Origin of the sequence: Chitinophaga sancti (assembly GCF_034424315.1) — a bacterium.
In the GTDB taxonomy this organism is placed as follows: domain Bacteria; phylum Bacteroidota; class Bacteroidia; order Chitinophagales; family Chitinophagaceae; genus Chitinophaga; species Chitinophaga sancti.
Genome location: NZ_CP139972.1, coordinates 5763223 through 5776877 on the forward strand (window position 1 = coordinate 5763223; position 13655 = coordinate 5776877).

Annotated in this window: 13 protein-coding genes; 3 read left to right on the forward strand and 10 right to left on the reverse strand. The window is 43.9% G+C overall.

The genetic code is table 11. From position 1 onward, the window contains the following. Positions 1 to 3 precede the first annotated feature (3 nt). The 4 genes from chrA to asnS form a co-directional block, all read right to left on the reverse strand. Complete coding sequence (chrA, locus tag U0033_RS22525) at positions 4 to 1158, reverse strand: chromate efflux transporter (protein ID WP_245801804.1); 1155 nt, start codon at positions 1156 to 1158, stop codon at positions 4 to 6. A 190-nt stretch (positions 1159 to 1348) separates the two neighbouring features. Beyond that, on the reverse strand, positions 1349 to 2305 hold the full coding sequence (locus tag U0033_RS22530) for an isopenicillin N synthase family dioxygenase (protein WP_072362835.1): 957 nt from the start codon (positions 2303 to 2305) through the stop codon (positions 1349 to 1351). Positions 2306 to 2345: 40 nt separating this feature from the next. Continuing rightward, positions 2346 to 2852: an ExbD/TolR family protein gene (locus tag U0033_RS22535; RefSeq protein WP_072362836.1), complete on the reverse strand. Its 507-nt coding sequence runs from the start codon at positions 2850 to 2852 to the stop codon at positions 2346 to 2348. A gap of 102 nt (positions 2853 to 2954) precedes the next feature. After that, on the reverse strand, positions 2955 to 4394 hold the full coding sequence (gene asnS, locus U0033_RS22540; RefSeq protein WP_072362837.1) for an asparagine--tRNA ligase: 1440 nt from the start codon (positions 4392 to 4394) through the stop codon (positions 2955 to 2957). A 552-nt stretch (positions 4395 to 4946) separates the two neighbouring features. Between asnS and rho the strand changes: the two genes are divergently transcribed. Next, a complete protein-coding gene (rho, locus tag U0033_RS22545; protein WP_072362838.1) occupies positions 4947 to 6683 on the forward strand; it encodes a transcription termination factor Rho in 1737 nt (578 codons plus the stop codon). Positions 6684 to 6760: 77 nt separating this feature from the next. Here rho and U0033_RS22550 read toward each other — a convergent pair whose 3' ends face one another. The 6 genes from U0033_RS22550 to trmB form a co-directional block, all read right to left on the reverse strand. Continuing rightward, complete coding sequence (locus U0033_RS22550; RefSeq protein ID WP_072362839.1) at positions 6761 to 7516, reverse strand: LytR/AlgR family response regulator transcription factor; 756 nt, start codon at positions 7514 to 7516, stop codon at positions 6761 to 6763. Positions 7517 to 7541: 25 nt separating this feature from the next. Further along, the gene (locus U0033_RS22555; RefSeq protein ID WP_083571619.1) at positions 7542 to 9617 is read right to left on the reverse strand and encodes a histidine kinase; all 2076 of its coding nucleotides are present in this window, start codon (positions 9615 to 9617) and stop codon (positions 7542 to 7544) included. Positions 9618 to 9633: 16 nt separating this feature from the next. Further along, positions 9634 to 9864: a 4a-hydroxytetrahydrobiopterin dehydratase gene (locus tag U0033_RS22560; RefSeq protein WP_072362841.1), complete on the reverse strand. Its 231-nt coding sequence runs from the start codon at positions 9862 to 9864 to the stop codon at positions 9634 to 9636. An 80-nt stretch (positions 9865 to 9944) separates the two neighbouring features. After that, complete coding sequence (locus U0033_RS22565) at positions 9945 to 10388, reverse strand: IPExxxVDY family protein (RefSeq protein WP_072362842.1); 444 nt, start codon at positions 10386 to 10388, stop codon at positions 9945 to 9947. 158 nt (positions 10389 to 10546) lie between these two features. Beyond that, positions 10547 to 10750 carry a DUF5522 domain-containing protein gene (locus tag U0033_RS22570; protein ID WP_072362843.1) on the reverse strand — a complete coding sequence of 68 codons (204 nt, stop codon included), beginning with the start codon at positions 10748 to 10750 and terminating at the stop codon, positions 10547 to 10549. Beyond that, a complete protein-coding gene (trmB, locus tag U0033_RS22575; protein ID WP_072362844.1) occupies positions 10722 to 11429 on the reverse strand; it encodes a tRNA (guanosine(46)-N7)-methyltransferase TrmB in 708 nt (235 codons plus the stop codon). The genes U0033_RS22570 and trmB overlap by 29 nt, the downstream gene beginning before the upstream one ends. 519 nt (positions 11430 to 11948) lie before the next feature. Here trmB and U0033_RS22580 point away from each other — a divergent pair. Both U0033_RS22580 and U0033_RS22585 read left to right on the forward strand, forming a co-directional pair. Next, positions 11949 to 12416, forward strand: coding sequence for an Lrp/AsnC ligand binding domain-containing protein (locus U0033_RS22580; RefSeq protein WP_012788686.1), 468 nt, complete (start codon positions 11949 to 11951; stop codon positions 12414 to 12416). 78 nt (positions 12417 to 12494) lie between these two features. Further along, a complete protein-coding gene (locus U0033_RS22585) occupies positions 12495 to 13415 on the forward strand; it encodes a tryptophan 2,3-dioxygenase family protein (protein ID WP_072362845.1) in 921 nt (306 codons plus the stop codon). Positions 13416 to 13655: the final 240 nt, after the last annotated feature.

Below are 13655 nucleotides of genomic sequence, written 5' to 3' on the forward strand. Positions count from 1 at the left end.
ACATTACATCAGCCAGCCCAGTAGCAGACAGGCGAGTACGATAAAAGGAGAGGGGAGACGTGAAAATGCCAGGATAGCCAATGTACTGAGGGTGATCAGAATATTATACCATGTGGGTGTGATGGCCATGAATAACATGATGGTCGCTGCCCACATGATACCTACTACTGTTGCATTGATACCTTCCAGTGCACGGTATATGACGACGTATTTTTTCAGGTTTGTCCAGATAGGGAAGAAGAATAATACCAGTAGAAGGCTGGGTAAAAATATAGCTACGGGTGCCAGTACACAACCCAGTAGCTGATAACCCGGACCCAGGTTGTGCATAACCATACCACCTACATAAGCAGTAATGGAGAATGTTGGCCCGGGTAAGGCACGCATAATACCAGCTCCTGTCAGCAACTCTTCAGCACTCATAAACGCCGATTTGGAGCGGGTTACATACTGTTCCAGCATCATTGCGATCAGGATATCTCCACCACCAAATACAAGGCTGCCGAAGCGATAGAAGTTTTCAAACAGGTTGAATGGACGACGGGTCATCCAGTTGTGCGTACGCGCTACTTCGGAGAACACACCGGCGAGTATAAAGAGGGTGGCAAACAACCAGATGTTTGTCCACTGTATCTTTTTAGGCTGATCCGGAATATCGGGAATACGTTTATTACTGAAATTAGATACGATGCCTCCCAGGATGATCAATGCGGGAAAAGTCCATGGCGACTTCAGATAGATAGCGGTCAGTAAAGCTACCATCATGATGATGAAGGTCGCAAGGTTACGGATACTGATACTGAAAGCACGGAGGCTGCCGAAAATAAGGAAGCCTACCGCCATGGGCTGTACGTACTTGAAAATATCTGTATGCAGGGCTTTCTGATCAAAGTATTGTAGGAGGAAACTGAGAGATCCCATCAGCAAACAGGCTGGTGCTATCCATATGAGGAGCGTAACTACCGCTAATGGTACTCCGCCGCGTTTGTAGCCTATCAGGGTGAGCGTTTGTGAAGAGGAGGCGCCGGGAAGGAGCTGACAGAAGGCATTGTACTCCATCAGTTCCGCCTCTGTTAAATCTCTGCGTTGCTGGACGAATGTTTTCAACATCATAGCCAGGTGACCTTGCGGGCCACCATAGGCTGTTAGACTGTGCAAAAAAACAGCCCGCAGGAATGGAATATGACGAAGAAACACTTTATGCGGGAAATTAAGGCTGCCCGAATTTCAATAAAATATTGAAAATATCAAACATTTAAGCGACAAAAGCTTGATTTTGTTGGGCTAACTATGATAATTATCATAAAAAAGCCGGCCATTGCGGGGCCGGCTTCCTAAAAAAGGAGATTTATTTCTTCAATCCTATCTCTCTCAGTCGTTCATCCAGGTATTCACCTGCCGTAATAGGGTCATACTCTTTCGGATGTTCGGCATCGATAGTGCTTTCAAGGCAATTCAGCGGCATCTCTGATTTAGGATGCAGGAAGAACGGTATAGAAAAGCGGCTGGTACCCCATAATTCACGGGGTGGATTTACCACGCGGTGAGTGGTAGACCTCAGTTTATTGTTCGTGAGTCTTTGCAGCATATCTCCAACATTGACTACGATCTGCTCTGGCAGAGAGGTAACCGGTACCCAGTTATTTTGTTTATCCAGGATCTGCAAACCGTCGGCAGAAGCACCTACCAGCAGGGTAATCAGATTAATATCCTCATGCTGTTCTGCACGGATAGCAGATTTAGGTTCTTCTTTGATAGGAGGATAATGGATGGCTCTCAGGATAGAATTACCATTGTGGACAAATTGATCAAAGTAGTGTTCCTCCAGTCCGAGATACAGTGCAATTGCCTGTAACAGGGAGATACCTGATGTTTCAAAAGCTTTGTAGGCTGCTGTGCAGGTAGGAGTAAATGCGGGTAATTCTTTTACTGCTACATTATCCGGATATTCTTTGGCAATTGGATCACCGTCTGTAACAGTTTGTCCAAACTGGAAAAATTCTTTCAGATCGGGTGCTTCAAATCCTTTTGCGTGTTCTTTACCAAATGAGGTATAACCCCGCTGGCCTGCCAGTTCCGGAATTTCGTAACTGCTCTTTACATCAGCTGGCAGTGCGAAGAATTGCTGTACATATTTATACAGGTCTTCAATCAGTTTGTCAGGAATACCGTGATTTTTTACTGCTACAAATCCTACTTCTTCGTAAGCTTTACCCAGCTGCTGCACAAAGGCTGCCTTGCTGGCTGCGTCGCCTTTGGTAAAGGCGGCGAGGTCTACAACAGGGATGGAATGAGTGGTTACCATAGTGTTAATGCGATTTACCTTACTAAGGTATCGAAAATGCCTATTTCAGTAATGCTTTTTCTTCGTCTGTAATGTCTACCATGGCATAGCGGTCTACGCGGTTGATCAGCATTTCGTCCATGATGTCTACTACATTTTTGTAGTTAGCGTTGTTGTTGGCTTTGATCAGCACCATTAGTTTATTATCGCCTGTTTTCCTGAGAATATCTGCTCTTTTTTTGATGATCGCATCCCTGATCTCCGCGTAGCTGGCGGTTTTCACGTCTTCGGGATGATACATGCCTTCGTAGTATTTCACGGTATTATTAGCACCGAGCAGTACTGTCATTGCATTGCTTTCCGCCAGTGGTTGGGGATCTCCGTCTTCACGGGGCATAATGAGGTCCATGGTTTTGGGTTGGAGCAGGGTGGTGGTCAGCATGAAAAAGGTGATTAACAGAAATCCCAGGTCAACCATAGGGGTCATATCTACCCGGGTACTCAGTTTCTTTGCGCGCTGGCCACCTCTTTGTTTGCCAGGATTGGATTGGGTGTTCATTTCAGCCATAACTAAAGATTTATAATATAGACACGGCCGTAAAGAAATTCCATAAAAAAATAGCTCCGGATTTTCACCCGGAGCTATTCTAAATATTGTGCATATTATAAATTAAAACTCTGCACTCTTCGGTGTTCTTGGGAAAGGAATGACGTCTCTGATATTACCCATACCAGTTACAAACAGTACCAGTCTTTCGAAACCTAAGCCAAAACCTGCGTGTGGCGCAGTACCAAAGCGTCTTGTATCCAGGTACCAGCTCATTTCTTCAACAGGCAGTTTCATTTCTTCCATGCGTTTTACCAGCTTATCAAGGCTTTCTTCACGCTGTGAACCACCTACGATTTCACCAATGCCAGGGAAGAGGATATCCATTGCTCTTACAGTCTTACCATCTGCGTTCTGCTTCATGTAGAATGCCTTGATAGCGGCAGGATAATCTGTGAGGATCACTGGTTTCCTGAAGTGTTTTTCTACCAGGTAACGTTCGTGTTCACTCTGCAGATCTGCACCCCATTCTTCGATCAGGTAGTTGAATTTCTTGGATTTATTTGGCTTACTGTTTTTCAGAATGTCAATTGCTTCAGTGTAAGTGAGGCGCTGGAATTCATTGTTCAGTACAAACTCCAGTTTTTCGATCAGCCCCATTTCACTTCTTTCCTGCTGTGGTTTCTGTTTTTCTTCTTCAGCAAGGCGTGCAGCCAGGAATTCCAGGTCTTCCCTGTTATTGGCCAGTGCATAGCTGATTACGGATTTAATGAATTCTTCTGCCAGGTTCATATTGTCTTCCAGATCATAGAAAGCCATTTCTGGTTCGATCATCCAGAATTCGGCAAGGTGGCGGGCTGTATTGGAATTCTCAGCGCGGAAGGTAGGTCCGAAGGTGTAGATATCGCCAAATGCCATTGCTCCCAGTTCGCCTTCCAGCTGGCCGGATACGGTCAGGTTGGTGGCTTTACCGAAGAAGTCTTCTTTATAATCAATATCACCGTTTTCTGTCAGTGGCGGATTTTTGGGATCCAGGGTACTTACACGGAACATTTCGCCGGCACCTTCAGCATCACTGGCGGTAATGATAGGGGTGTGCAGGTAAACAAAGCCTTTTTCGTTAAAGAATTTGTGTACAGCAAATGCCAGTGAATGACGGAGGCGGAATACGGCTCCAAAGGTATTGGTACGGAAGCGCAGGTGCGCAATTTCACGCAGATATTCCAGGCTCGGGCGGTTTTTCAGCTGCAGGGGATATTTTTCACCGTCACAATCACCGAGTACTTCCAGTTCCACAGCTTTGATTTCTACGCGCTGACCTTTACCCAGGGATGGGATTACAGTACCTGATACGCTGATAGAGGCACCCGTGGTAAGGCGCTTGATTAGTTCAGCAGAAACGGAATTCTGGTCCAATACAATCTGGATATTATTATTGGTAGAGCCATCGTTCAGAGCTATAAACTGATTGTTACGGAACGACCGTATCCAACCTTTTACCACTACGTTGTAGTCTGTTTTTTCGTCAAGCAGTATCTGCTTAACCTTCGTTCTTTGGCTCATATATGTATATATTTTAGGACTGCAAATTTAAGTGATAGGAAGCATACTGCATAACACCGCCTTTTTTGGGCTTGAATCAATTTTAATTTTTTACCCCCTTTCCTGATTTCAGGTCTTTTCCAGGCTTGGGGAAAAATTAACCCTAAGTCCGGGTTTCCAAATAAAATGTTAAATGTGGAAAAATACTGTTATCCCCGATTTGGCAGGAATGTTGCTGGCAATATGCGGTACCATATCCGGAGACAGGCTGTGGGCCGCTGTTTTCCTTCCTGAAACCGCTCTCCAAGCTGCCTCAGGGCCGGATTACAGGCTTTTGGGAACCTGCTTTTTTTTTGGATAATAGAGAAAGTTGTTTTAATCTTGCGTTACAATCTGTCTGATTAAGTTCAAATTTCCATCCTAATCGACAGTCCTAAACTCAACATTCCCTATCAGATTTAATAACCAGATTAAATTTATTGGACTCAAAAAACAATTATTTTGTAATTGGTGTATGTTGGTATGTAGTGGTACCCACCTTGCAACACTTCTAAAATTTGACAACACACGATGATGTACGACATCTTACAACTGAACGACATGCTCGTTCCTGAGCTGCTTGACATTGCAGAGAAACTGGATGTGCCAAACGCCAAAAAACTGAGCAAACAGGATCTTATCTACAAAATTCTCGACAAGCAGGCAGTAATGGCCTCAGAAGGTAACCCGGCCAATGGAGAAGAAAAGAAGACACGTAAACGGAAATCAACAAAAAAGGAAGACGAGCACGAACACGAAGAACCAGTAGCAGAAGCCGCATCAGATGAAAAACCAAAACGCGGCAGAAAACCTGGATCACTCAATAAAGCTAAAGAAGTTGAAGAACCTAAGGCATCCGACAACAAACCCAAAAAGAAAAACTTCGATATAGACCTGGATAGTATTCCTTCCCTGACATTTGATGACGACGACGATGAAATCATCCCTCAGTTCACTGAAGACGAGGAGGATGAAGAGGAAGAAGTAATTGCTACCAAGGCACCCGTTGCTGCTGCTAAAAAAGTAGTGGAAGAAGACGAGGAAGAAGAAGAGGAGGAAGAGGATGACGACGACTTCGTAATGCCTGAAGAGCCTATTGTGCCGCAGAAACAACGTTTCAACAACAAGCAGAAAGAACCTGCTTTCAATATAGAATTTGATGGTATTATCCTCAGTGAAGGTGTACTCGAAATGATGCCTGATGGCTATGGTTTCCTCCGCTCTTCCGATTATAACTACCTCAGTTCTCCTGATGATATTTACGTGTCTCCTTCCCAGATCAAATTATTCGGTCTGAAAACAGGCGATACCGTTAAAGGTTCCGTTAGACCTCCGAAAGAAGGTGAGAAATATTTCGCACTCCTGAAAGTAGAAACTATCAATGGTAAATCACCTGAAGAAGTACGTGACCGCGTACCTTTCGATTACCTGACACCGCTGTTTCCTTTCGAGAAACTGCGTCTTACTACTACTTCCAATAACTACTCTACCCGTATCATGGACATGTTTACCCCTATCGGTAAAGGTCAGCGTGGTTTGATTGTAGCACAGCCAAAGGTTGGTAAAACCATGTTGCTGAAAGAAGTAGCTAACGCAATCGCAACGAATCACCCCGAAGTTTATCTAATGGTAGTGCTCATCGATGAGCGTCCGGAAGAGGTAACCGATATGGAACGTAGCGTAAAGGCAGAAGTCATCGCTTCTACCTTCGATGAACCAGCCGAAAAACATGTGAAAGTTTCTGCCATCGCCCTGCAAAAGGCAAAACGCCTGGTAGAATGCGGACATGATGTGGTGATCCTGCTGGATTCTATCACCCGTCTCGCCCGTGCCCACAATACCGTAGCTCCTGCTTCTGGTAAGGTACTGAGTGGTGGTGTGGAAGCAAATGCTATGCAGAAACCAAAACAATTCTTTGGTGCAGCCCGTAAGATCGAAAATGGTGGTTCACTCACCATCCTCGCTACTGCACTGATCGATACTGGTTCTAAAATGGACGAAGTGATCTTCGAAGAATTCAAAGGTACCGGTAACATGGAATTACAACTGGATCGTAAACTGGCGAACAGACGTATCTTCCCTGCCATCGACGTATCAGCTTCCTCTACCCGCCGTGATGATCTGCTCCTTGATAAAGATCATCTGAAACGCCTGCACATTCTCCGCAATCACCTCGCGGATATGAATACAGAAGAATCTATGCACTTCATGTTACAGCACATGAGGGGGACTAAAAATAATGAAGAGTTCCTGATCTCCATGAACGGATAAGCAACTCCCAACCTTACATAATTAAGGGGCTGTCTCAAATTTCGAGACAGCCCCTTTTGTTATTATGAAAACTGGTTTTATTTATATTGTTTCAAATGTAGCAACAGATCTTTCTTTCGCCGTTCCGCAATTTCCAGGGTTACGCCATTGCGCATCACCACATTTCCTCCTTCCGTACTTACATGCCCGATCTGACTCATTTGCACCATCTGCAGATTATTGACCTGGTAAAATTTCAAAGTACTGAACAGATCTGCATAATACCTGAACGGCCGGTTCGCCAGCACCTGATGATGATCATCCAGGTAGAATAAAGTTTTATCACCGGAAGCCTCAAGATAAGTGATGGTTGTCAGGCCGATTTTTTTATCATCTCCTTCCACCTGTGGCAATACCAGCTCCATACTTGTATTTCGGCCCTTACTAAAATTTCCCAGTAGTACTTTGTACCGTTCTTTGCTCTTACCTGCTGCCAGTCGTGCACTGATAACAGTAATGGCAGTAGTTAAGCTTTCCCGGTCTATCGGTTTTAATATTATTTCCACTTCGCTGAAGCGGATGGTATGCAGAAATTTCTTTTCAAAAGCAGTGACAAATACCGCTTCGAAAGGTGTTACATCCTGTGTGCCGAGTAATACATCAAACCCGGTTCCATCAGGCATTTCAAGGTCGAGAAAGACCAGCTCGGGCTGGAATTTCCGGATGGTGGCAATGCCATCAGCACAGTCAGAAGCAGTAGCTACAATTTCTACCTGCGGACAATATTTTTCCAGCATAAGGGAAATAATGTCCCGGCTATTGCGCTCGTCATCTATAATTACGGCCTTTATCATAAAAGTCTAAAGAGTAGTAGTTGGCCTACAATTGGGGAATAAGTATCCGCACAATAGTACCACTTTCCACAGAATTTTTCTCCGATTTATCAATGATGTCTATGTGAATTCCGGTGTTGTACATTTTGTTTAGCAATTCAGCGCGGTTAGAGCTGATCTCCATGCCGGAAGACTGGTGATGCTTGGGCAATGTACGCATGGACTTCGATCTGTTAATACCCATACCATTGTCTTCAATCAGACATTCCAGCATATCTGGTTCTACCTGGTTAAATTGTATCAGCAATTGTCCGATATGGTCACGGGAATTAGTCATCCCGTATTTTACAGCATTTTCTACATAGGGTTGCAGCAGCATGGCCGGGATCTCCAGTTCTGCCGTAGCAATTAGCGGATCTACTATCAGCTCATATTCCATCTTGTTTTCAAACCGCATTTTTTCCAGTCCAAGATAAGTGTTGAGATACGCAATTTCATCAGCTAATGATATGAAATTTCGTCTTGAGAAATCCAGTGTTTTCCTGATCAGGTAAGAGAAATCAGACAGGTATTTTTGTGCATATTCATAATCCCGCTGCATGACGAACAGCTGTATGGAATTGAGGCAATTGAAAATGAAGTGAGGATTGATCTGTGCCCGGATGGCTTTGAGTTCTATCTCTGTCAGTTTTTTATTGTACTCTGTTTCCAGGTGTATTTTACGTTGCTCTTCCAGCTCCTGTTTCTTGCGCAGAATTTCTGTAGTTTGTTCTTTCACAAGTTCTTCCAGTTGTTCATTCAGCTTGTGTTGCAGTTCCTTATTTTTATTTAGCTGTTTGATCAGTAATTCCTGTGTACGGGTTCTTTCGTGGTGCACCAGTTTGTTGCGATAACTCAGTCCTGCCAGGAAGAACATAGATTGCATAAGCACTCCGATAATGATCAGCAGGGAAGGAGCTGACAATTCTCCCAAAGCGCTGATCAGCCCCAGTGGTCTTATCAGCATCAGGAAGGAACCAAAACTTGCCATATAAAAGCACAGCGAACCAAAGAGGAAGAAGCGCACCAGCGGATGGTGGCGCGAACGCTTAGCCAGTGCAGCAAATACTGCCAGCAGGGGCAGGAGGGTAGCCAGGTAAACATAGCTATAGATCATTCCCGGCACCTGGTACATTCCCCTGGCTATGCAATAAAAACAGATGATAATAATTCCCCCGATGCAGGAAGCAAAGATATTGAACAGCCTTTCCATAAAGGGATACCGCTCCTGCAGGTTGAGAAACGATTTTCCAAAGGCCAGGTACATGAGATAGAAACAGAATAACAATGCAGGCACATCCCAGTAATATTTCAGCATGGGCCATTTATAAAAGATAGATAACTGGTAAGGTTTACTATCCAGGCGAAGTGCAAAGAATAGGATCAGGCCCAGCATGTATGCAGCAAAGTAGAGATAGGAGCGATCCGGCAACTGTATATAGTTGATCACTGCTATGGTAAGGCACACGAGCAGCATGCCCAGCAGCATAAAGATCATTGCAGCTTCCTTGCGGAAATGTGCCAGTGTGGTATTCCGGAAGTTATTGTATTGCATGGCATCATACAATACAGGCATGAGTGGGTTCTCGTTAAAGAATTGGTTATTGATATGTAAGTAGAAAGTACGTGTCTGACCGGGAGGTACTATCAGGGGAAAGGCATAATGTTCCCACCGGCGAATATCGTCTCTGTCCAGCATCATACCAGTTTTTACCAGGAGGCGTAATTGCTGGCCTTCCTGTACGTACCAGTACATATGATCATGCCATCCTGCAAAGAGGGAAAGTACAGAATCCTCACTACCTGTATTTTTTACGGATAGACGCAGCCAGCAATCGTGTCCTTTTCCATTATTCTTCTTCGAGTCGTGGAAAAGTGAGACGTTGTGGTTAAATTCTAAATTGGGTACCTGTTGTGGTGTTACTTGTCCTCCCGTTTCTTCAATGCTCAGTAACCAGGGCCGCAGATCAAAACTGCTTGGAAGATTATTGAAATCTGTTGCCAGCGTGTCTTTTGCAGCTTTGTTGCCCTTGGCTATATTGGAGTAACAAAACAACAGTAATAAGAAAAAGATCCGAATCACTGTTTAAGTATAAAATTTATAGGCAACCATCTATAGCTTTCGCCAGTGCATGGTCCTTGTCGGTGATAGCGTTCCCGGCGTCATGCGTGCTCAGGTAAATCTCCACCTTATTATAGACATTGTTCCAATTAGGGTGATGATCCATTTTTTCCGCTATCAGTGCCACTTTGGTCATAAATGAAAATGCTTCTTTAAAGTCTTTAAATGTAAAGGCACGATATAATTGATTGTCTTTCTCCTGCCACATAACAAAAAGATTTTAATCATGAAACAATCGAACTGTTCATGCAATAGTGTGATTCGGTGAGGAAAACCGGTTGCTGCCGGTTAAAAGATGAGGTTCATCTTGTTTTCGAGCTTTCTAATATCCAATAAAGATACTAATTGTATGGGCTCTACATGACGTAATTGCCCGATTAATTTTTTTACATCCTGCAGCTGGTAGTAATCTCCTTTAATCAGCCAGAGATAATCTACATTTTTCAGCTCGGGGAGCAGGAATTCTGCCTGGCAGTGATTATTGTAAAAATAATGAGCTGCTGATTTGGTCGGCTCTTCAAATTCAAAAACGCTGAAGAAAAACGACCGCTGGTTTTTGGTCAGGTTGATTTCGAGGGAGTTATTCACCCTGAAATCATAGTGCAGATCCCGATTTACCTGCCAGCACACCTGATAATCCCGTGCAGAAGACACGATACCAATTAACTGAGTCGACCCAAAGAAGTCTTCCACTAATTGGTCCTGATCCAGTTTTAGTTTGAGTACTGACATGCTAGTAGGTTGACTAGTAGTAAGTTGATGTTCAACAGCGTCTCTCATTGTAATATAACCATTTTTCCCGGCAGACGCCAAAGTACACCTTTTAAGGTTACGGAATTGTCACACATAACGGGCACTTTCCGTGCCAAGAACAGAAAAAGGCTGCGATCTCAGCCTTTTTCATTATTATTTAACTTCCGGGCAGCAAGTAGATCGGTTCTGCGGGGTTCCGGAACTTTTTTGTAATCGTATGGACAGTGCCTGCAACCATTCCCACAGCAATACCCCCTATTCAGGAGAAAAGCAGCGGTGAGTACTACGTAGCCGTCGTCATTATAATAAAAATCAATTCCCTCCTTCAGCTGGGGCTGCATCCGATGGTAATTTTATAGACTTCCAGTCCATTGGTTGTTCCGGCAATCTGAATTTAAGATAGCGGATTGTTCTGCCATCTTCCAGGTGCATTTTTTCATAAAATGTCTTGATCTGTAAAAGGGCAGGTACTTCCGGTAAAGCATAAATATCGGGAATATCTTCCACCAAAGTACAGCCACTATGTTCAATCACTTCCTGGGTAAAGGCGTAAAGTTCAGGAGAATCGGTTTTCAGGTTGATCGTACCGCCTGGTGCCAAAAGTGGTTGATATAATTGTAAGAACTTAGGATGGGTCAGTCTTTTCTTGGATTTGGACTGACGCAGGAATGGATCGGGGAAGGTGATCCATACTTCACTGATTTCGCCGGGGGCGAAATAGTTATTAAGCTTATCGATCTGGGTACGGAGAAAGGCTGCGTTATTGATGTTTTCGTCAATGGCGGTTTTAGCTCCTCTCCAGATGCGGTTACCTTTCAGGTCTACACCCAGGAAGTTCCTTTCGGGGAAGCGCCTGGCGAGTCCAATAGTATAATCTCCCTTACCACAGGCAAGTTCCAGTGTAAGCGGGTTGATATTCTTATAGAATGACTGCCATTTGCCCGGCATACCTTCCGGGTAGATCAGCACATTCGGAAATGTCTCAATTTCTGCGAAACGTTGTAATTTTTTTTGGCCCATTTGGCTGCAAAAGTAAGAGAATTTGGAAACAGGAGGATTTTGATGCTTTTGAAAGGGGGAACTTATTGAAGAAATGGGGAGGAATTTGATAAAAAGAGACGTATGCGCATTTGGGTTCAGCAATGTCTTAAAAACAAAAAAGCTGTTCCGCGTGAACGGAACAGCTTTAAACCAAGGCTGTAGGGGGAGGACTCGAACCTCCACTGGGCAGTTAGCCGCAGCACAAATAAGATTAGTGGTCAACCCATTATGCTGTGTTTATCCTGGACTCCCAACCCCCGAGACAAGAGGGCATGTCTGCCAAATTTCATCACCCCACAATTTTTAAGAACTTCTCATTCCTTTTCATCAATTTTGGCGTGTATTTTTTGACGCCGCTGTTGTTTTGAATGATTATTATGATGCAAATCTAAAGACATAACCGTTTTCTTGCAAATTTTTTAAGAAAAATTTTTGAAAATTCGATATTTTTCAAATATTTGCATGTAAATTTAACGGATACAAAAACAAATTGTAAAAATGAGCCACAATTTGAATATTGACAAACTCGATTTGCAGATCATCAGTGAAATGATGCATAATGCAGAAATCTCCTACGCTGACCTCGGGAAGAAGCTTTTCGTTTCCGGTGGCACGATCCACGTTAGAATGAAGAAATTACAAGAACTGGGTATCGTTAAAGGTACAAAATTACATGTAGATTTAAAAATGATCGGCTATGATGTAATTGCCTTTATCGGTATTTACCTTGAAAAGAGCTCCATGTACGACACTGTGGCCAAAGAACTGCGTAAGATACCCGAGATGGTACGTCTAAACTATACGACTGGTAGCTATAGCATGTTTGCAGAGATTATCTGTAAAGACATTACACAACTTCGCCGCATACTCCATGATGAATTGCAGAAGATCAAAGGCATAGAACGCACCGAAACACTGATATCTCTGGAAGAGAGCTTTTACAGAACCATCAACGTTGTGGAATAGGCTGCCCCATGATATTTTCCCCTTCCCGCCAGCCATCAGCGGCAGGGGAGGGGAATTCTAAATCTCATATACATATTTATGGTTACAACAGAAATCGCCGACAAGATCAAGCGTCTTGAAGAGAAGTATGCTGCTATGGGCCAGGACCTGTCTTCCTATCTGGATGGGCTGCTCTATGCCGACTATCTGACCTATTGGGATTATATCCAGCTGGACGTGTTGCTCAACCTCCAGCATCCCCGTACCCCCATTCCGGACGAGAACATCTTTATTATTTATCACCAGATCACTGAACTCTATTTCAAACTCACCCTCCAGGCTATTGAGCAAATCAGCTTTGCACCCGAACTGACAGTAACAGGCTTCAAAACCCAGCTCAAAAGGATCAATAATTACTTCCGTAATCTGATCAACTCTTTTGAGATCATGGTAGATGGTATGGACAAAGATCAGTTCCTGCAATTTCGTATGGCGCTGTTGCCGGCTTCCGGCTTTCAGAGCGGGCAATTCAGGAAAATAGAGATCTGCTCTACGGAATTAGTGAACCTGGTATACCAGCCGCAGCGCCCGGCGCTCATGGGGGCTGAACTGGATAAGATATTGGATCAGATCTACTGGAGAAGTGGGGCTACTGAATTGTCTACAGGTAAGAAAACCCTTACTCTCAGGCAGTTTGAACTAAAATACATGAGTGAATTCCTGCAACTGGCCGACCGCTATAAGGATAATAATATACAGGCGCAGTACAGGAAATTATCCCCTGCCGACCAGCAGGAGCTCATGCCAGCCCTGAAAGAGTATGATACTAATATTAATGTACGCTGGCCACTGATGCACTATAAATCTGCTGTGCGCTACCTGAACCGTAAGCCGGAAGATATAGCGGCTACAGGTGGTACCAACTGGCAGAAATACCTGCCTCCCCGTAATAAAAGAATTGTTTTCTTCCCTGAATTATGGACAGAAGAAGAACTGGATAACTGGGGGAAAGAATTATAAAAAAATGCCGCAATGATCAATTGCGGCATTTTTTTATAATTATCGCGCAGTAAATAGGATAAAAAGACCTGTGACAACAAAGCAGCCGGACTGCCCGGGAATAAAACCAGTTCAGCCATGCTTTGCAGATGCCTGATCCTGCGCCTTTTACAAGCGCAACTTTGTTGTTAGATCCTAATTTTTTGAAGAATTTCCGTTGTAACAATGAATTTAAGGTCCGGTTATTGGAGGAATCTTGAA